Source organism: Chromobacterium fluminis, from assembly GCF_011602385.1.
Classification (GTDB): domain Bacteria; phylum Pseudomonadota; class Gammaproteobacteria; order Burkholderiales; family Chromobacteriaceae; genus Chromobacterium; species Chromobacterium fluminis.
This window is the reverse complement of sequence record NZ_JAAOMA010000031.1, coordinates 24,569-46,711: the sequence shown is the minus strand read 5'-3', so window position 1 is coordinate 46,711 and position 22,143 is coordinate 24,569. Positions and strand designations below refer to the sequence as shown.

General features: G+C 52.5%; 9 protein-coding genes. 2 read left to right on the top strand and 7 right to left on the bottom strand.

Annotation, left to right across the window (positions count from 1 at the left end):
- Positions 1 to 5 precede the first annotated feature (5 nt).
- Together HA052_RS18855 and HA052_RS18850 are read right to left on the bottom strand one after the other, a co-directional pair.
- Positions 6 to 956 (bottom strand): hypothetical protein, encoded by a 951-nt coding sequence (locus HA052_RS18855; protein WP_166453090.1) that lies wholly within the window; start codon positions 954 to 956, stop codon positions 6 to 8.
- Positions 957 to 1,117: 161 nt separating this feature from the next.
- The gene (locus HA052_RS18850) at positions 1,118 to 2,089 is read right to left on the bottom strand and encodes a hypothetical protein (RefSeq protein WP_166453089.1); all 972 of its coding nucleotides are present in this window, start codon (positions 2,087 to 2,089) and stop codon (positions 1,118 to 1,120) included.
- A gap of 1,717 nt (positions 2,090 to 3,806) precedes the next feature.
- On the opposite strand from HA052_RS18850, the gene HA052_RS18835 reads away from it, so the two are divergent.
- Positions 3,807 to 5,348: an EAL domain-containing protein gene (locus HA052_RS18835; protein ID WP_166453087.1), complete on the top strand. Its 1,542-nt coding sequence runs from the start codon at positions 3,807 to 3,809 to the stop codon at positions 5,346 to 5,348.
- 232 nt (positions 5,349 to 5,580) lie between these two features.
- Complete coding sequence (locus tag HA052_RS18830) at positions 5,581 to 8,394, top strand: RHS repeat-associated core domain-containing protein (protein ID WP_166453086.1); 2,814 nt, start codon at positions 5,581 to 5,583, stop codon at positions 8,392 to 8,394.
- Between the two features lie 139 nt (positions 8,395 to 8,533).
- Here HA052_RS18830 and HA052_RS18825 read toward each other — a convergent pair whose 3' ends face one another.
- From HA052_RS18825 to HA052_RS18805, 5 genes are all read right to left on the bottom strand, one after another.
- Positions 8,534 to 8,947: a globin domain-containing protein gene (locus tag HA052_RS18825; protein ID WP_166453085.1), complete on the bottom strand. Its 414-nt coding sequence runs from the start codon at positions 8,945 to 8,947 to the stop codon at positions 8,534 to 8,536.
- A gap of 412 nt (positions 8,948 to 9,359) precedes the next feature.
- Entirely contained in the window at positions 9,360 to 12,179 is a 2,820-nt protein-coding gene (locus HA052_RS18820) for an RHS repeat-associated core domain-containing protein (protein ID WP_166453084.1), read from the bottom strand.
- 373 nt (positions 12,180 to 12,552) lie between these two features.
- A complete protein-coding gene (locus HA052_RS18815) occupies positions 12,553 to 17,007 on the bottom strand; it encodes a SpvB/TcaC N-terminal domain-containing protein (RefSeq protein ID WP_166453083.1) in 4,455 nt (1,484 codons plus the stop codon).
- Between the two features lie 767 nt (positions 17,008 to 17,774).
- Entirely contained in the window at positions 17,775 to 20,669 is a 2,895-nt protein-coding gene (locus tag HA052_RS18810) for an RHS repeat domain-containing protein (protein ID WP_166453082.1), read from the bottom strand.
- Between the two features lie 166 nt (positions 20,670 to 20,835).
- The gene (locus HA052_RS18805; RefSeq protein ID WP_166453081.1) at positions 20,836 to 22,128 is read right to left on the bottom strand and encodes a hypothetical protein; all 1,293 of its coding nucleotides are present in this window, start codon (positions 22,126 to 22,128) and stop codon (positions 20,836 to 20,838) included.
- Positions 22,129 to 22,143 lie beyond the last annotated feature (15 nt).

Genomic DNA, 22,143 nt, shown 5'->3' with positions numbered 1-22,143 from the left:
GTCATTCATCGGATATCCAACTTCGCCATAACAAGGGCGCTTTTCCCTAAGTTGACAGGGGGAATCAAGACCTCAGGGGTGATTTTCTGGAAAATACGATTCTTCGATACAGAAAAAAACTCAATTTTTCCATCGCTGGCACCATCATTGCGCGCCGCGTACTGAACTGAGTCGGGATATCTATGATTTTCATTTATAGGCATGCCGCACGCCAATAAGAAATCAATCTTGGTATTGGCATTCATTAAACTTTTCTTTTGCTCGTCAAAATCCAAGCGTTCGTAATCTAAGCAGATATCAATGCTGAAGGGGCAGCCATCAAGCAATCTGTTATTTAGTTGCTCTCCGTAGCTTTCGGCTGAGTTATGCTCTGAAGCAACCATGCTTTTGTTTAAAATAGGAATGTGGAGTGAATTGGATAAATTGGCAATGTAATAATCAACATCCACAGCATCTGGCTTTCCAAAATCTATCGTTGATGTGTTTCTTTTTGGTAATGCCGACACCGTAGAAGGAGTGCCTCCAACCCCACTGAAGTTGTCTACAATAAGGCAATAATTGATTGGCTCATAGAGTCCTTCTTTCGTTTGAATAAGAGTGGCAGCAGTTCCAGCCAATAAAATTACTTTACCAAAAACATCTGCGGGCATTTCTCTCAATATCAAACCAACCTTATCGGAAAGGTTGTCGAGATAGAAGTCCGACAATTGTGAAATTTCATTTGCGCTATAAACATCAGACCACTTTATATTCCAGAAAAACTCAGGAAGCGTAAAGAACATCGGGCATGACCGATCTTTATTTTTTAAGGCAATAGAAATAGCATCCATAACAATTCGGCATGAATCGCTCAGACATGCTTGAGCGTACTCAACAACACTCTGTAGCTTGTTTCTGACTGGGAAGTCTTTATTTTGGCCAGATGCGCACTGCAATCCACCAATATAGATATTCATGACAATATCCTTAAGTTAAGTATGTCTTCAATTTAATCGCCACGAGCAATTTGTTGCGATCCATCAACTTCCACTTGATGAATAAATGGCATTACAATAAAATAAAAATCACATGCACTTGGCTGTCACAATCAACAACGCACCCAAAAACACAAAACATATTAACCTATATTAAATGCAAAACCAGAAATAATAAGATTTAAGGTAAAAATTTTTTTGACAGCCCTCGAGGCCAAACCGGTAATGTTGAGCGAGACATCGTCCTTCGAGCCATCCTTTACATGCATTATATTTTTGTCAAATACCACCTTGTGGTAGTCATACTGGACATCGCTGGAATGCAGCAAAAAACAATTTGAACCCCCCTCTCCTTCCTTTGTGTACATCTTTATTTCTTCACCATGCAATTCAGGATACTCGCCGATACCCGGGAGAGTGTCGATCGTAGAACTATGCTCAATTGAACCAAATTCAATATCAGGCTCGGTAGATTGCCCTTTCTTTACAGTTATTTCCTTGGCACTTAACACTACTGTCGAACGTAAATCACCATTTTTTGCTTTCAATTCACTTGCTGCTTGAATTTGATAGCTCCCGCCGGACTGTGGGAATGACTTCGACTCTCCAAACTTCAGCGACAGAGACTCAGATTTGCTGCCGCAAACCCAACGCAACCCCATCTCTGCAGCCTCAAGCCCTGATGGAGCGAGAGCACACGTAACGACCAGCTCCCCCTCAACAGAGGGCTCCGCGTCTGCGGCCGCAGCGAATGAGTCGCGGAAAGTAGACCATACAATAGCCTTCTCGGAAGACTTGCTCACACAGATATGAACTTTACTAAGTGAACGTTCAAATGAGTCACCAATTTTCGGCGTCAGAGTAAGTTTGCACTCAAAAACACTATCACCAATATCATCTACCTCAATGCCGGTAAAACATTCATGCCACGCGGAAATGAATGCAAATGTAATGCCCCCTTTCTCAATCTTGTCTGTGGGCAAAAATCTCATCACAAGCTTGCCCTTAATATCAACGCTACCGCCAGACTCGGTTTTGAATTCGGCGAACTCGGTCTTGTGGTGCCAAGCATTAACTTTATCATCAAAAAAATCCAGCTTAAATTTCAGATCCACGATAAATATCCTTCGCGTCGGCGACTAACGAAAGCGTATTAATTTTAAAAACACTCACGACGAGACATGCGGGTGTTGTTGGAATTAGATTGTATGGACCCGCAAAAAACACACCTGACTTGCATGCATCTCCTTATTGTACAGTTTGCATTGCCTGCATCGATGCACTTTGGCTCAGATTTTCTGAGCGGTCCTTTTAGCCCTACCTTAGAGTAGCTCTAATGAATTAACACAACGGATGCCACACAACCATCAATGACAAAGTTATCGTGTATTTATAGTTAGACTATGTCCGATACAGCTGCAAGATGCTTATTGCCTATCAATACAATAACAGTTTGTTTGCACATTCCAAACAATTGCAAACAAACTTAATTGTGCAATACTATCCGGGGCAAAATGTCAGCATTGAAATGAATTAACTTCAGTGGTGGTATTCTGTATTAATAACAGGCGGATATTGCAATGACCCACTGAATCTCTGCTAAGATCATAATTCATACAAGAGCATGTGATGAGCATGACCATGAAAGACGAAATCAAGCGCTGGTCTGCCAAGCGTAAAGCCGATCTGGTGACTGAAATTATTCAGTGCAAACACTGTAGCTGAGGCTTCTCGAGCCTTCGATCAGACACCATCAGAAGTCGAGGAATAGGTATATGAGGGCATAGCGTGGCATGGCAAATGCGTGGCGGTACAAGCCGATGGAGATCCGTGAGTAGTACAAGAAACAGATCAAGGACCTACAAGAAGCCTACGGCGAAGCCATGCTGGAGCTCCGCGCCAGGGAAAAATTATAATCGCCTGTTGGGTGAGGGCGACAAGTAATCGAGTCTGTCCAGCAGGGACAGGAAGAAGATGGTATTCAGGTGTCGATCAGCAAGTTGTGCCGCTGGTTTGACGTGCCGCGGCGCACGGTATATTACCGTTTGCAGAAGGCTGTATCCATGCTCCAGTAGCACTTGGTAACACCGATCAAAGCGATGATCGAGGAGAACCCCTCATTAGGTTATCACACGGTCGAGGGTCTTCTGTGCTTCAACTGATGGGCGGCCCGCTGTGGAAGAGCGTGGCGGTAGTGATCATACATGACAAGAACAACGACTGGCGGGGTCATGTGGCGCAACCCAAAGGCTGTCGCCGGCCATCGGACTCGTCAAGAAAGGCCATATTGACCAACCTTCGCTTTATCAAGCGCCTGAAGGCCAGTTCTGGAAAGATTCAATGAACGCCACTAGACCATCCGCAAGCCTTCCTCCCGGGCACTCGGCGACCTGACCACCACGCGGTAATGCTTAGAGGCTGTTGCTGGGGGCACATTTAATCATATTACGAGCCGAAAAGAAGTGCCCATAGAAGAGTTGCTCACTATTGCCAACGAGCTGAGCACCTTGATGGAGGCTCTAGCCCTAAGCTAAAACAAAGAAGCGCAGGAGAGAAAGCATTGACATTCAAAATGTATATATTGCGATATATATATGCGGGCGTAGCACCTGAAATAAAGGAGTAATTGAGTATCCACAGTGTAACTGTGCCGGCCGTACAATGCAGCAAGCACAACACCGGCTTAGGTGAGAGTGTGGTCACTCGCAATTGCTGCCATTTGATATAACCCTGTTGAGTCTCGTGCAAATCCTAAAGGTTTTTATTTTTTTAAATATATCATCAAAGACCACGTGGCTGGCTTTGTATGGAAATTAATTATGGGGAGAGTCGATGAATTCCCTACAGCTACGCCGTCACCATCGGTTATCACATCTTTTGTTCGCCCTGCTGGTCACTGCCTTGCCGCTTGCGGCGACTGCGCCAGCGCTGCTATGGCAGGAGCGGCAGGATCTGCAAACACTTGTGCAGCATCAGGTGGACCAGGGCTTGAGCTTAGTAGAGGGCATACTCGGACAGGCCGACGAAGCTGCGCGCGTTCTACTACCACTGGCGGGCGGCCCATGTGGCAAGGTCGTTTACCCCTTGCGTCGTCAGGTGGCTATCACGCCTTTCATCCGCAGCACTATGCTATTGGCCGGCAATAACGTCTATTGTTCATCGTTGAGCGGTAGAGTTCATTGGGCAATGCCGGAGCGCGATTTTGTGCAGGGTAGAATGCAATTATTGCCGGGGAATGCGATCACACCCAATGTATCGCTATTGTACTACCGACTGCATCGCGGCACCGACGCGGCGGTGGTAACGGTGGATGGGCGTTATCTGCAGCTGGCTCTACAGGATGTTAGCGACAGTATTCAGGTAATTCTGCAGGTGGGTGAACAGTGGCTGGGGCCGCATCGATATGGCAAGGCCCCGCCTCCGGTGGGCGGACAGATGGTGGAGGTCCGCCGCTCCAGCCGTTACCCATTCACCGTAAGCTCCAGCTACGATCTGCCACCTTGGTACCGGCAACTGTGGTCGCGACACGCGCCGCTGACAGTAACTCTGCTGCTACTGGGAGGGTTTGCCGGCGCCACACTTTACTGGTTGCTAGGTCGGCCGGCCTCCTTCACCGATGAGCTGCGGCGGGGACTGGCGAATGATGAATTCAAAGGGTATCTACAGCCCATCGTAAGGCCCGGGCTGCCGGACTGGCGCGGTGCCGAGGTACTGATGCGTTGGCGGCATCCGCGCGAGGGCCTGATTCGGCCCGATCTCTTCATCCCGCACGCGGAGGAGAGTGGCTTGATCGTCGAGATGACGCGGCAGATGATGGACACCGTGTTGGCCAAGGTGGGTAAATTGTCGCTTCCACCGGATTTCCATTTGGCTGTCAACATCAGCCGTGCCCATTTACAGGAGGGGGGCCTTTACCGCGACTGCCTTCATTGGGCGGGGCTACTGGCCACTTGCGGCGCAGTGTTGGCGCTGGAGCTTACCGAGCGCGAGATGGTAGCAATCACGCCTGAAGTAGAGGCGTTGTTTGATCGCTTGGATGCTTTGGGCGTCAAAGTGGCGCTGGATGATTTCGGTACTGGTCATTCCAGCTTGGTTTACCTGCAGCAGTTGACTGTGGGCGGGCTAAAGATAGACCAGAGTTTCGTCGCCGGCATCGGCAGTGACGGCCTATCCGCTCACATAGTTGACAGCGTGGCACAGTTGGCGGGCAAGCTGGGCCTGACGACAGTGGCCGAAGGCGTGGAGACAGCCGAACAGTTTGACTATCTGAGTCGGCTAGGAGTTGGTTGGCTGCAGGGCTTTTACATTGCCCGGCCGATGCCGCTAGATGAGTTTGTCTACCGCATGCGTCAGGGCGGGACCTGGCGGCGTTGAATGCCTCCGGTTGAAATGCCAATGTGAGCAATGGTGAGGGTTGGCAGGAATATATGAGAAAAACAGCATAAATCAACTTACACAGCAACAGGTGTTCCGATTGCCACTTTTATGATCCGCTTAGTCGGGAAATACAAGTGGGGACGGCGTAGGACTATCAACGTCGGCCCCATCACCTCCCATGGTGTGAGGTGGCAGAAGACGATAATTTACCTTCCCTCTGAGATACCCAATGAGCGTCCACAAGGTTTGTGCCAACACCCCAGAAGTCATGGTGCTCGATAACCGCGGCTTGGCGATTCGGCAACTGAGCTACTATCGATCCACTGCGAGTGTGGATGCCACTGAGCATATCTTGCGAGTCCTCTATGACGAGCGGGGGGGGGCGCAGAGCAGTGTCGATGCCCGTTTCTTTGGTGGCAGGACGCTGAACTTTCAATACCATAGTTCGCTAAGCGGCCAGGCGCTGCATACAGAAAGTATCGATGCTGGCGACAGCTGGGTGCTAATCGATATCGAAGGTCGCCCCGTATGGCAGCGAGATGCGCGCGGTACAGAACAGCGCTTTGACTATGATGTTCTGGGACGACCGAAAGCCCGCGAGGAAACTTTGGCTGGTGGCCCAACTCGGGTGTGTGAGCGTTGGCGCTACTGCGACGATCCTGCTATCGCGGTAGATGAGAGAGATGGCCGTAATTTGCGCGGCCAACTGCTGCAACATTATGACCCGGCAGGCCGGTGCGATTTCTCAGCGCAGGGTTATAGTCTTCAAGGGAGGCCACTGCTCGAGGAGCGGCGACTGTTGCGACCAGACACGGAAGTGGATTGGGCAGGTGGCCTGCACCGCAGCTGGGAGTCGATGCTGGAGATTGACTCTTATACCACTGCCTGGCGAGCCGACGTGAACGATCAACCACTATGGCAGTGCGATGCTCGGGGCCACCAACAACACTACGGCTACGATGTGGCAGGCCGCTTAAAGACTTGCGCGGTAACGTTGGCTGGCGCGTCCCACGCTACCGAGGTGCTGACTGAACTACGTTATAGCGCGGCAGGGCAGAGGCTGAGCGAGACGGCGGGCAATGGTGTAGTGACCACCTACGGTTACGAGCCACAAACACAGCGACTGGTGTCAGTACAAGCCCGAAAAGCTGTGGGACCAGTCTTGCAGGATCTGCACTATCAATATGATCCGGTAGGCAATATTACGGCGATTGCTGATGGAGCGGTCCTCCCCCACTACTTCAACAACAGCAAAACCGATGGCAGCAAAACTTATACCTACGACAGCCTGTATCAACTGATTGCCGCGAGCGGTCGGGAGAATGCCACCACCGGCGACGGCATCGATGCGCCGGAGGTGGTCAATACGGCCCATTACGTTCGTTACACCCGGCACTATGCCTATGACGTGGGAGGCAACCTGACGATGATCCGGCACCAGGGGGCGGCGAATTACACCCGGTCGTTGACGGTATCTAGCCGCAGCAACCATGCCGTGCGCAGTGGGTCAGGGTTGACGGCAGACGACGTGCGTAGCCTCTTCGATGGCTGTGGCAACCAGCAGACCCTGGATACTGGACAGGCGCTGAGCTGGAATGGGCTAAACCAGCTACAGCGTGTGACGCTTATTGCGCGAGGGGGTGGCACGTTGGATGGAGAAAGCTATGTTTACAACGGTGACGGTATGCGGGTGCGCAAGATTCAACAGGCGCAGGCTAAAGGGGTGATTCCGTGCCAGGAGGTGATCTATTTGCCGGGTCTAGAGTTGCGGATGAACGGACCGCAGGGCGGTCCGAGCGAGCAGTTGGAAGTAATTTGTGTGGGGGCGGCGGGGTGTAACCAGGTGCGGGTGTTGCACTGGGTGTGTGGTAAGCCGGGAGGGATTGAAAATGATCAATATCGTTACAGTATGGATGAGCATTTGGGTTCGAGCCTGCTGGAGTTGACGCAGGAGGGTAACGTGCTGACGCGAGAGGAGTATTACCCGTATGGAGGGACGGCTGTGCGGTCGGCGAAGTCGGAGAGCGGGGTGAAGTACAAGTATGTGCGATATTCGGGTAAGGAGCGGGATGCAAGCGGGTTGTATTACTACGGGTATCGGTATTACCAGCCTTGGCTGGGGCGGTGGTTGAGTGCGGACCCTGCCAAGGTGGTGGATGGGTTGAATGTGTATCGGATGTGCCGGAATAATCCAGTGAGGTTTAGGGATTCGTTGGGGATGAACGCTGAGGAAAATATTAAAAGGAATTTTAAAGAAGGCGATCTGATATATGGCCTATCTGGGCCGCGTGGCCCTTACATATCAAATATTTATCCTGACTATTATCAGAAGCAAGAGCAGGATCGTCCAGCGGTGGTAATCGATGTTTATAATAACTCAATTGCAACTGAAATAACAAAGGCAAACTTAAAAATTCTCCCCAATTTGATTTCTAAAATTCCTAGCCCTGGGGGGAAGGTGACGTCTGAATTTAAAAAACAAATGAAAAAAATAAGGATACCAGGAGGCATAGAAACACTTTCCGCAGAATCCATTGGCGGAAGCAAAGGCCACCATTGGGAAGAGTATTTTTCAATCGGTCATGACAAAAATAATTTCAATATAAATAGTGTGTATAGCCATACGATTAATAATTATGGAAAGTATGATTGGCACGAATTGATGTTTTCGGGCAGCTATCTATCTAATAAGTTGTTGTGGAAGCGAGGAAGCAAACTGGGTATTGAAATGGCGGCTCGCAGTGATGATATGAAAATTCACTTTATACTGGATGAGATAAATATGGAATCTGTTGTTTTAAAAGAAGGGGGGCTAAAAGAGGGACGCTCAATCACAGCTAGCGAGTTGAGGTATGCTTTTCGAAATAAAGAGCGGCTAAATGGGAAGCTGCATTTCTATCGGGATGGGAAAGAAGCTCAAGCTCCTTGGGAGGCTAGCTCTAAGCTATGGGATCGTTACATGCCTAAAGGAAGAATCAAGTCTATCACGAAGCCGCGTGGAAATATCTTCAATCAATGCCTAGGTCGTAGGTCGCTAAAGTAGACGCTGATGGTCCAAATTACCTACCAATTCTGCGGGCCCCCAAACGACTTGGCTGAGTAGCAGCTTGGTGGAAATTAAGATGCATTGTTTCAAACAGCTGGGTGAAAACTGCTTGGTTAGTTGGGAGGGGGGCAAATTTTTATGCCGATTGAATGCCATCTAGCATAATTTTTGCAATTTCATCAAAAGCCATTCCCCATGCATCTTCGATATCAGGGGTCATCAAGTCACCAAGTTGAACCGCCATAGCATCCAAAATGGCCTTCCTCAGACTTATGAAATGTGATTCGGACAGCTTGAATTTATGATGATATATTCCCATTCCAAATATTATAGGCCTGAGCTGCTCAAGATCTTCCAGGCTTGTCAGTACCACATTAAAAGTTCGCACCAATGATATACTCATGTCATGCGGTGATTTTATAAAGAGTTTTCTGTATTCCGGATGAGCTGCAAATAGATTCAAATAAACACGCTCCATCATCTCCTGGTTTTGCATTCCCAGCATATCCCATGATCGCTGCAATAGTTGTATTTGTTTTTTCGTCACCATCTTTTAATGCTCCTAACCTGTGCTCTAAAACAGTTTTTAGTACGAAAAACACCAACCTTTGCATGAATGCGGTTGCAAAACCATGACTCTGCACTCTGCCACGTGCAGGTGCCTGCTCTTTGGTGAGCCATGATTTATCAATGACAAATCTCCTACCTAAATGAGCTTAAAATTTGCCAGAAATATCTTCTTTTGCTGCTACGTCTTTAAAGTGGAGTGAAGGCCTGCCTATGCTTGCTGCTTGGCGTGCCGCACCAGTTCAGGTCTCAATGACCCACGAACCTTGAGCGCAGCATTGGAGGCTTTTAGTTCGTGGTTTTGTACTTTTCGGGACTAGATCACCCATGCCCTCACACTACTCCGCACTCTCAGACTGATTTGTACAATAAAGCTACACTACTTTCTTATTGGTCTAAACAGTTCTCTGAAAGCTTTTGTTTGATATAAGGGTTTTATATTTTTCTAGTTTTTCATTGTTTTTAGCTACTGCATATGAAAGTAAAATTGTTGCATGAGCAAATGTGTCAGCATTTTTATAAGGTATATCTTTGAAAGTACTTGGTGTGTAGGTGTGTATCTTGGAAAATCCTTTTCCTTTCTTGGCCTCAGGTAGCTCGCCTATTGATAGTTGATAAATTGGCAATAGAGCCTCCTCTGAAAGTGAGCTATTGCCATAAGCGTAATCTTCTGTGTTGGCAGTCAAATGTGATAGTTCATGAATAGTTATATGGGTTATTTGCCATTTGCTCTTATCTAGCTTTCCCCATTCCTCCTTGTTTACTCTAAAAAACTTTGCATCCCTCTCATCGCTATAATCTTTCTTTTTCTCGTTGAGTTGTTTTTTGAAATAGCCAGAGGAAATGAATTCCTTGTTTTTGTTTAAATTTTCAATGGCGAACGAATATCTGCTGTATCGGGCATATTCATCGCTGTCAGCGATAGCAATTGGTTTTTTGCTGCCATACGTCTCAAGCTCATCGTTTGTCATTTTGCCTATATTTCTATCCACATCAAGCCTCAAGACCAATTGCTGTAGATGTTTAAGATCCTTCTCCCATCTATTTTTTCTCTCGTCTGAATTGTCCCCAAACAACACACTCATGGTTTCCCTTACAGCCTTGTGATTATTTTTCAACAAATCCAAATCCGTTATAATGATTTTATCAATATCCACCAATAGAGATTTAATGTCTCTTCTTATTGTATTTGTTCGGGGGGCGAGACCATCCACATCCCTCAATCTGACCGGATTATTCCCTACCATGCGATAGAGGTTGAGCCCATCAATGGTGCCGGCTGGGTCTGGATTAAGCCAGCGGCCGAGCCACGGCTGGTAGCTACGCCAGCCGTAGTCGTACAGCCCAGTTGCATCGCGCTCCTTGCCCGAGTAACGCACGTACTTGGTGTCCGCTTCCACGGCGCTGCGCGCCGCCCACACTGCGGTCCCGCCATACGGGTAATACTCCTCCCGGCTAATCAGTTCCGCCTGCCCATCGAGTTCCAGCCCCACCGAGCCAATTAGGTCACTGGTGCCGTAGCGGATCGGGTTATCAGCGAGCCCGCCGGGCCGGCCCACATCCCAATGCAGCACCCGTGCGTAAGTTCGGCCCGCTTCCAGCCGGATATCCTGCAGTGCCTCGACCACCTGTACCGCCTGCCCGTTGTCACTTTTCGTCACCCGTAAGGTCAGCCCCGGCAGCGTGATCGCCTCACTTGTACGGGTGCTCCCCGATGTCTGCTGACGCAACTGCTTGCGCACCCGCATGCCATTACCGCCGTACTGATATACCTCTCGATCATCGGTGCCGCTGTCGCGCCTCACCAGCGTGACCCGGCTCAACCGGTTGCGACTCCACGCGAGCGGCTGCAGCCGGTCCGACAGCAACTGCTGCTGGTTGCCGGCAGCGTCGAACCAACCGTCTGCGTCGACAATGGCCGGCATTAGGCTGCCGTGCACATCCTGCAGTACCGCGTGGTTGCTACGGTCGGACACCACGATGGACTGTGTGTAGCTTTGCGAGCCCTGATGCTGGATGTGCGTCAGATTGCCACCCCGATCATAGGTGTAACGACGGGTGTAGCCCGTGTAAGCGGTGTCGTCATTCTGCATCGGGCAGACCGGTGGCAGAGTTGTGCCCTGCTGACCACGGTTGGCCATTTCGCGGCCAGTCGTGCTACTCAGTTGATAAAGGGCGTCGTAAGAATATGTGCGCGCGGGTTCCACGCGCTGGTTACACCAGTAGGTAGGCAGTTGAGCAGCGTCGCGCATGCCGATCACGTTGCCTACCGGATCATAGTCGTAATGCAGATCCTGCAGCACCGTTGAGCGGCCGGCCTGGACTGAACGTGTGATGGTCGATCGTACCAACCGCTGGGTCTCGGGTTCGTACGCGTACGCGCTGAACATCCCGTTGCCACCAGTTTCGCTCAATACCTGACCAGCCGCGCTATAGTCGATCGCCGCAAGCACCGAGCAGCTGACAACGCCGGTCAGCGTCAGCGAACTAGCCGCAAGCCGGCCGGCAACATCAAAATGCTGTACCTGTACGTTGCCTTTCGCATCAGTCTGCGTGTGCCACGAGCCCATTACGTCGCGAACCCAGTCAGTCTGATAGCTTTGCGATTCGAGCACCATTGACCAGCCTGTTTCGGCGCCCGACCAATCAGGTTCGGTGTCGGAAGTGGCGAGCAACGTCCGGGTCTCGGTTAATGGTTGCCCGGTCAGAACAAATCCGGACCAGGCAAGGCTTCCAGCGGAGTCGTAATGGCGCACACACTGGCCGCGCAGGTTGTGCGACACCGGATCCGGTTCGGTTTCGCCATATTGCCAGACATCGCGCACGATAGCTGCGCCGTGGGTGGTCTCGGTGACCGACAGCGGGCGACCAAGCGGGTCGTAGTCGAAGATGGAGACAGTGCCGTGAGCATCGCGGGACCAGACAGGCCGGCCGTCGACATTGGCCAACGTTAGCTGAACTCCGGCGTCCACGCTCGTGGTGAGCAATAGTTGACCGGAGAGCGACGACGTATAAGTGAAGTTGGGTTCCACGTCAGCGCTAAACAGGCGGGCATCGATACGGGATGCAACGTGTCCCAGCGCAGCGTGGACGGTCCTCTCGATGCGCTCGTCGAGCTCTGCGTCAGGCAACGAACGGTTGTAGGTCAGCGTCCGTACTTGTAGGCCGCGGCTGTTCCGTACAACAAGCAACGGTGTGCCAAAAGCGGGGTTCATCATAGCTCTCCATTGGAGTCTGTCGCGCTAAGCACTCTGTAGCCTCCCCTGCAAAATGCATTTCCAAATTTAAGCGATCCGAGCGAGGTAAGCGTGCTTCAGGTAGAACAGATCGACCATCAAGTGGACCGAAAACCGTGGCCGACCTGCGGTGCTCACGCCCTCCCCCGCCAGCATCGCCTGGATCGACTCCCACAACGAAGTCGTCCAGCTTGCGCATGGGAAACAATCTCTCGGCGAATGTGCTGGCACCACATATGACTCCAGAAGACACCTGGGAGCCCTCCATCTGCGCTTCAGGAGCCTTCCGCGATGACATTGCCGCCGGTACTTCAGTAGCCTGCTAGATTGGCCGTCTCGCCTGTAACCCAACTCAAGCGGTTGGTTGCCAGGTATCGTTTTCGTCTTCCATGACAGTAAACCATGGGTAAAATCCGGTGCGGCGCACATAGCCCTTGGCGGTTACCACGCGGACCTCGCGGCCGGTTGCATCATAGAAGTGTGTGTCCGCAAATCCGCACGTGCGCATCGCTGTATCGACGACATAACGCCAATCGTTGATGAAGTAAGGCTGATAACTGCGCACTGGCTGGCCCTTGTTGTTATATTCGACCTTGCCCGATACGGCCCAACGGGTTGGGGTATCGACGGTGACGGGCTTTTGATCCCGATCGACGACGAGTTCTCCATGTGCATCACGTTGCCACGCTGCGCCCGGGGGTACTTTCTGGACTGCCTGCAGCGTGCGGCCCCAACCATCGAAATATGTCATACTGACCCGTACCTGTTGTTCGGGGTCGGACGGATAGCGATCGGCGACCAGAATTGCTGATCGCACCGGATTACGCGCAGTCTCTTGGATCAAGGCGCGAAGTTTGTCCAGACCGTCAGGGGGTGTAACCGCCTCTGTTGCCCACCGATGGCCCGCCGAGAGTATCCAACCATCGGCCGTTATGAACCCACGCGCCTGCAACGTGCTCCAGAGCGATAGTATGTCGCCCGATACAGGCTCGAGTACCTCCTGAGTGAGCTGTCCCATCCAGCTGAATGGATCTACGAGCTGGATGCTGGCAACCTGCTGTCGTGCTTTGCCAGCATTCTCGATCGCCAGAGCGACAGTGAGCCCCGTAGGTGAGTACTCCATCCCGTGGAGGAAGCCTACCTCTTGCCCTCCCTCAGTGCCGTAAAACCAGCCAGTCACGACGCGGCCAAGTGCATCCAGCCGCACCTCCTGCATGTTCGCATTCAAATCCACGATGTGCCTGGGCTGCAAGAACCGATAGTCGTATTGGGCGACAGTCTCGTTACCCAGTGCGTCCGTCGTCTTCGTCAGCATGCAGGTGTTCCCGTCGTAGCCGTACTTAACGGCCCCAGTCAGCTGACTCGAACGCTGGCTGCTCGGGCGATAGAATCCGGAAGCCGGGAGATAATCGGTATAACCCCGAGAGGCAATCCAGACTTGGCGTTCCAGCTCCGAACCGGGCGATAGAACGCGATCCACCAGTTGATAGCCTGCTTGCTTCAACAAGTCCCCTCGTGCCGTGCCGTCGAGTACTCCGTCGAACGCCTTAAGAGCTTCATCGTCGAATTCAGCAGACTCGACATGGTCGACCAGTGCCGGCCACATAAGGGTATAGACGATCCGCTGCTGTCCGGCGTAGACACGAGGTTGAGCCGGACCAAGTAGCCCATCCGCCTGACTCAGTAACTCGAAGTTCAGGCCGCCGCTCGGCACCTGACTGGCCTCATAAGTCAGCACATTGCCGCGCTGCTGAAAAGGCAGGCCCAGTAACCAAGCGTGTGGGTTCTCGAGATGAAGCGGCGCACTGCGCTGCTCGTTCAGAATCAGGCCGGTTTGCTGGTCGTCATAACTGCTACTCCAACTGGTGGACGGCAGGGAATCCGGATACGGATTACTGGAACCCTTGGGACGGCGAGGGTAGTTAATGCCTACCTGCCAAATCACGGCACCATATTGGTCACGCTGGAGCTGAACCTGTTGGCTGACCATCGGGTCAACCGCGATCCGCTCGTAAGTGTAGGCCACTTGTTCGAGTGCACTCGGCAACACAACCGGGGCTGGGCAACCGGATGCGGCTTGGACGAGACGAACCTGGTAACGCGATGTCGACACCGAGTATGGGATAGCTTCTTTGTCACTACCATCAAGCCCGTACACCTCCTGGCGCAGCGGCATCCCCTTGAGCGCGCGAAAAAGCCAATAACGGGTTGTTGCATCACCTTTCGGGTCAAACTCCACATCCTGTTTTTGCGTCGTGTCGTATCGTGTGAGGCGAGTCGCCTTAACCATCACCGCGTTCGCGTCGTGATACGGCGAACCGGGAAGCGTGGATTCGTCAGTTTCCCGACCAGTGTGGTACCAGGTCTTGGTGAGCAGTGGCGGCGCATCCGCTTGGATTGAGTGGTCTGCCTCAACAATGCATTTGGCATCTTGCGCCGTAACGAGTCCAAAGCCTCGGAACTCCCGCTCGACTCCATCGTACACCCCGTGGTGATAGCCATATTGCTGTGTCACCGAATTGCCAGTGATTTCATCTAGCGTCACCACCTGCGCGAGCGTGTGAACCGGCATCGGCAACGCAGATGTGAGGCGCGGGTCGGCAAATTTGTCATCGAGCCAATACTGGGCCGAGCTGCGGTACTTAAATGTTGTACTCGCGCCCATGTTGTTGTTGACCGAAACAATCAGATACGGCTTCACCCGAGCAAAATCTAGCCGCCAATGGCTCGGCACCATATGCGGATGAGAAATCACCAAGCTTGCAACACCCAAGCCCTGCAAATCTGCAAAACTTACGCGGCATAACCTGTCGAAAATGAGTCCTTCAGGCAGAGGCAGCCTGATAGGCACCGCGAGGCTGTTGCCTGATTGATTCAAATAGATAGTCAGGCAATCGCGCTCGATATAGATCAAATCGGTGGCGCCGCTGCCGTCCAGGTCGGCCAGGAAAACCTGGTCCGGATTGAACGTGGTCCAATCGAAGTCGAGAGGTGCCAGTTTGAACGGCTTGCCGAAACCGCCGCGACCAAGGTTTGGCCAACAAGTGATGCCATCATGTCTGATGCTGACCAAATGGGGCTGGCCGGAGCCGAGCATGTCGCTGAACGCAACCAGCTCACGCGCGTCTCGCCCGACAATCGGCAGCCCGGGTTCGTCGTCTCGATAACTAACGTCGATTGGCTTTGCATAACCGTCACGCTGATTCGCGTAGAGCCTCACGCTCTTGGGCCCGATGAGTGCTAGGTCAGACAGGCCCGCGCCGACCAAATCAGCGAGTTGCGCCTGCGGGTGGAAGAACTCAACCGGCAGTGCGTTGAACGGGGTAAAGCCGGACCACTGATTCCCTTCCCTGAGTGAGAAGCAACCGCTTATGCCTGATTGGGTCACAAGCCAATCAAGTCGGCCATCGCCGTCGATGTCCATCAGCGCGAGACGCACAGGCTGCATCGCGGGTACGACAGGGAGCGTCTGCCAATCACCATACGCCACCTCATCGGGGTCCGCTTTGCCACGGATCGGCGGTCGATAACGCCAACCCGTGCCATGACGGAACAGCACCCCCGGCAAGCCCTCGCCAAATAAGTCGACCATCTGGTAATGCGTCAGGTTGTTCAGTTCGGGGACGCCATCGAACACTTGATGGCTACCAGCTTGCGTGCGAGGATCGAATTCGCTGTGGGCGAACTCCAATGGCGGCAGGCTCTGCACCGTGTTGTCGGGCTCATAGGCGAGCGTGCGGACCTGAGTGAGCTGGCTGACGACGGGCGACTCCCTATACGTCAGCAGTAGGCGTTGCACCAATGTATGATCCCGCTGCAGCTCGTTGGCGAAGTGATGAAACATCAGGACCTGCCGGCACAACCGGTGCGTACGCAGCTCAAATCCGTACTGGTAGCGCGAAAAGCTATCAGCTCGCAGCAGCCAGACACCGCCGCTCAGCACCGCGTAGGGTGGGACGATATCGAGCGCGATGCCACGTTCACCGTAGTCGAGCACCATGCTAAATAACCAACCCTGACCGCTGGCATCTAGCGTATCCCACAGGTATAGATCGGCCACCGCAGTCTGATTGCCGTAATACACCTCCGCAAGATAGCGATTCGCTATGTGATCGCGTGTCGTTTCGTTCGCTGCCTTGACGTTTTCATCATTCTCGGCAACATAACGATAATAGATATGCTCACACACCGGATTGACCGATTCTTCGATTAGCCATTCTGCGACCTGCTCGGGGCGCGCCGGGTTGGCGATGCGAGCCGCCGCCGTCTTGCCTAGGCAGTGGAGTTGCCCGTCGGCGTCGTGAATCAGCCAGAAGTCGCCGGTGGGGTTGTTGGGGCCGTCCGCGCCCTGCCAGCGCTCGATCCGGTGAAAAGCGCTTTCGATCCGCGGGAAATACCGTGTGACCTGATAGGTCTTTCCGAGATCCTTCGCGCCGTATTGTGTGACAGTGGTCGTCACGGTCTTGCCTTGTGCATCGCGTTCGCTGACGAGGATCTCACCATCGGGGCCGACAAACTCGTCCTCCGGGCCGCCGTCGTAGCGCGGCACGCCTTGGTTGGTGCGGCGCTGGATTGTCATAAGGCCCAATTGCCAGCCAAGGCCGAAGGAACCGTTACCAGCACCGCTATTGTAGCTAAGCATAAGTGCCGGTGCGTACCCCCTGCCGGCGGATACCGGCAACGGCAAGGTCAGCTCCGCCATGCCGCTCGGTCCAATTGGACTCAGATTGTCGCCAAGTCCAACAATCGCGCCCCCGCCTTTGGGTAGCGCCAGGCTCTGGACTGCAACTGACGTGTCCTTTTGCATGATCAAATGACTCCTCGAAGGTCAGCAGCACAGATCCGGGCATGATCAACTTGCAGACGATAACCGGAGTGGTGCCGGAAGTGTTTCGGTATCCTTATAAAATCCCCCGCAACGCGCGGCACAGGCGCGAGGCACACCAAGCCATTGCGGCCTGGAAACCGGCGTCATGCATCCATACCGCCGATGCACGACGACAGGTGCCGATTCCCGCTATCCTCACTTGCGTTTCTGCCGAATCACTTGACACTCATCAGTCGGCCGGTGCCAAGGTACAAATCTCTTCCTCCTTACGATTGCCATGTCGATATGCCTTGCATTGACACGGCAATCGTAAGGAAGCTTGTAGTGCGTCTCCGGTCTCAATAAGCAATACCGCGTCCGATTTTTCGAAGCTGGTTAGACGGATCGCACTAGACTCCAGCGGAATCAAGCATGCCGTGAGGTGAGTCACGTGTGCCTTGGCGGCCACGGCCGACCCGGAGAAACATTGGTGCCAAACGAGGTCCAAAGCGTTGGGCAAAGCCATCGCTGCTACGCGAGCAACGCCAGTAAAACGTGATGCCTCGCCCAGCCCCACTTGGTGCCATACCGCCATCGAAGCCATCTCTAAGAGCAGTCGCTATGAATGGAAGTGCCAGCGGACACCCCGGTTCTCCCACGCGCGCAATCCCTTTGCGTTGATTGAACGCAAGATCATTGAGTACCTTTGACTTCAAATCCAATTTAGACAACAACGGCTTTTCAGCGAACACATAAGTTAATTCCACTCAAGAATACCTTAAATATCCCGCAACACCATGCGAGCTTCTCTCCGTCAGGTGAAATAAATCCACCCCCTCGACACATCCCTGATAAGAAAAATCGAAGGCAGCATTGTATGAATATAACGTCTCACGCTCTCCCCTCTCCGACGAATTTAATGACATTCCAGTAATACCCTCTATACGAAAAAGAGCCGGTACGGTTGTGCGATTAAAGTCGTCGCGATTATAATCTCCGCGCAAGAAGCGGATAGCCAAATCCTTCTCACCTGAGGTCGACAAAAAGTTAGGCAACTTATATTGCCCTCCCATTTTTAATTTGTGTAATGCATCAGGTGTCATTCTTTGACCGGACCACGTTATTGCAGGACCAACTCCTGCGGACTGTTTACTTTTTGCATTCTTTCCAATTACATCTTGCAGCCTCCTCGCAATACGCTGCCGGCCACCGCCGGCCAAATCGCGCATCGCATTAATTACCCCTGTGGTTTGGGTGTTTTCCACTTCAACCTTACCAATAGCTCCCGAAAGTTTATTCGGCTCCGATTTCAATGAATTCCCAGTAACCTCCCTCGCTCCCGCATTAACTGAAGGAGATGCATACTGATAAAAAAGCACGGCAGCACGATCCTCATTAAGCTCCGCATCCCTCTTGATGGACTGAGCTTTAGCTTCAGCCACTGCCCTCGGATCCGGAGGGCGATAGGAAGTTGGGGGGGCATACCACTCTCTCTTTTCGACAAACAGCTCCACCATCGCTCGAAAAAAATCCTCCTTCCCCTCGCCATGTTTCTCATATGCCCATTTACTAAATTTTCTCACTTTTTCTTTTTTTGAAAAGTACCCGCGTTTTTTTGACTTTTCATTATACTTTATCTCAATTGCGGCTTTTGCCGTATCGGTAAGCAAACCCATAGTGTCAATATATTTTATTGGGTTATTTCTCACCATCCAATATAGGTTGAACCCATCCACCGTCCCCGCAGGGTCCGGATTCAGCCAACGCCCCAGCCACGGGGCGTAATAGCGATACCCGTAATAATACAAGCCCGTCTCGTCCCGCTCTTTCCCCGAGTACCTCACCATTTTGTACTTCGCCTCGATTTCACTCCTGGCCAGCCAGCACGCTGTACCGCCGTAGGGGTAGTATTCTTCTGCCGTGATCAACCTGGCTTGCTCGTCCAGCTCCAATATGCTTGAGCCCAGGTGATTATCTAGGCTGTAACGGATGCTGTTGTTTGGTATCGATTCGGGCCATCCCTGCTCCCAACACAACACCCGCGCTCCAGTCGACACGATCACCACCAATCGCTCCTGAACCTCTTCATTCGCATAACGGGTACGCAACTCCAATCCTGGCAGATAAATCACTTCTTCCCGCCTATTGACGCCACTCGCCAGTCGGCTGCGTTGCTTGCGCACCCGCATACCGTCACCGTCATATTGGTAGCTTTCATGATCCGTCGCTTCTTCCGGCCGTTCCACCAGCATTACTTCGCGTAATTGATTCCGGCCATCCCATTGCAAGCCTTGCCCGGCTGGCGACAAGCGAAGCAGATTACCGCAGGCGTCGAATTCCCCGGCCAAATCTCCGCCCCCTTGGCTCAACACCGCTCGGTTGCTGTCATGGGCCACCGACAGACGGCGGTGATAGCTCACCGCGCCTTGATGATGCAGATCCGTCAAATTGCCGCCGCGGTCGTACACATAGCTCTCGTGGTAATTGACCAGTTGGCCAGGATCGGTCGGAAAGCGTTGCCAAGCCGGCAGCCGCCCCCCCAAGTCTTGAGTGCCGGTACTTTCCCGTCCAGTGGCCGACACCAATTGATATAAGGCGTCATAGTCATAGCGACTGATGGGTGCCACTTGTTGATTGGCAAAATAACGGATGGTTTTGGATTCATCGGTCACGCTCAGGATATTGCCCACTGGGTCGTAGACATACACCAAATCTTGCAGCAGCGTCGGGCCATTTCCCGCTGGCCGATGGGTTGTTACTCGCTGCAAACGTTGCGTTTGCGCTTCGTATTGGTAGTCAGTCACCACCTGGTTGCCCGTGGTGTCGCGCAGCTTTTGTCCCGATGCGGTGTAATCGATCGCTTGTAGCACAATAGGTGTGCTGGCGCCGGCGCGTAGCAATGTGAGCTTTGCCGCCTGCCCGGCCACGTTATAGTGTGACTGTTGGATATTGCCTTGCGCATCTTGCTGCGTGATCGGCCCTCCCAACGCGTCGTAACCCCATGTGGTGACATACGCCGGTCCCGCCAATTGCCGCGGCCACTGGTCCTGCTTTGACTGCGGCCAATCACTGTCCTGCCTATCGGACGACAACAATTGCAGGCTGATGCACAAAGGCTGGCCTTGCAGGCTGTAGGCCGTCGCTCGCCGCATGCCGGCCGTGTCGTAGTGCACCGCCACCTGACCACGCAAATTGCAACCTGCCGCATTAACCTCTTCGCCATACTGCCAACGCTCGCAAACCCGTTCCATCTGCCCTGATTGCTGCTCTATGAGAAAGCTGGCACGACCTAGCTGATCATAATGAAACTGATGTTGTTGGCCGCGACTGTCACGACTCCAATACGGACGGCCTTCGATATCCGGCAACTGATAACGTTGACCTGCATCCACGCTATCCGTACGCAGCGTCTGACCCGACAAGGACAAGCCATAGCGCAGATTGGGTGTTGCACCATGAGTGTCGAATAACCGCGGGTCAATCTGGCTATCAAGATAACCGAGAGCGCTCACCGTTTGCCGCGTCACCCGCTCATCCAGCTCCACGCCTTGGCCAGGCGAGCGGTTGTATTGCAGCACGCGTACAACTTGGCCCCGGTTGCCAATCACCTGCAGCAGAGGGGTACGTTGACACAGCTCAGCGATGTTTTCCGAGGTGGCCATAATGCCTCTCTGAATTGAAATCGGGTTTTCAACCTTGACACAGGTAAAACAACGTCTCTCTCAGTTACCGTGAACCGATAGATGTATGTTCAAATCGGATAGCTCATATTTTTGGACTCATGCACGGCTCCCAATTATTCGCCTCTCGAACTGCCGGCAAACATGGTCATAGACCACCAACCGGTTCGAACATCAGGGTAAAGTCGCCTGAGTGCGGCATCACCGTATCATGCGTCAATAACGAATCATTATTACCCCGGTAATACACGCGGTTGATTGCCGGAAGCAATCCGGGGCCCGTCATGCCAAAGTCATGATGATTTTGCCATGCACTACGATGATCCAGGCTAAAAATTTCTTCCGGCAGCTTCTTCGCGAGCTCAGCATTCTTTCTGAATGCCGACAAGCTCACACCGAGATCGGGCGTCACGCGGTAAGGGATGGTTGCACGCCAGGTCAGCGTACAGCGTTGTTTCGGATTGCAATCATGAACGTCCAGCATCGGCTTCTTGCCAATGGAATCGGCACTCTCATCATTAACACTGCTAATTACCTGCTCCTGCGATTTTATCTTATTCTTGCGCGACAATTCGACGGAAGCATGGTAATCCAACCTAGTCGGCATCGCTATCTTGGCCGTATAGCTATAGCCGATATTGCTGTGATCGACCCGATCCAAAATAGGATCCCCTATTGTCATCAAGACATCAGCACCATCACTGCCTTTCCATTTGACGACATCGTCCTTCAGCGCGCCCAGTATCCTGACGCTGGCAATGAAGCTCGAGTCAGATGCGACCCTCTGCTCCTTCCAGTCAAGCGGAACGATGATAGGCGTGGCGTCCTCATCAGATAGGGTATCGTACTTAATCTGTTCCAAAACCGTTGGCAGATTACCTGCGACTCGGCAGGTTCTATCAAACGGATGGATATCATTAATACCCAAGGAGAATTTATTCCCCGAAGTGGTAGTCAGCTCAGGCGTTGTCAATCTGACTGGCACACGCACTATTAATTCGTCGCCTTTTTTAATCGAACGGTAAACACCGGAAGCGTATCCATCACCTACGGTATCCCCTTTGGGCGAGACCGAGATAAGTGGCCTATCCCTGTTCGCCGCAACGGCATAGCCCCCCTCTTCTTTATAACCTACCACGTACCGCTCACCATCACACACTTTTAAGAAACTCGGATATGCATCGTTCCTGTCAGTCAATTTCTTAATTAGAAAAAACACCACCTGTTGACGTTGAAAAAACGTAAACGTCCGCATTGGCAGCGTCTTTATCTCATATTCGCTACCCTCCAACGGATCGGCCCGGACCGGCATCATGGTTACTATCATCGCCACGCTGCATAGCAGCGTGCCAGCTACCCTGCGCGCCCTCCCATACCAGCGACGCGCCCCCAAAGCTCCCGACAGCTTCGAAACAACCTTGTTTGATTCAAAATAACGCATGTCTAACTCCACTGG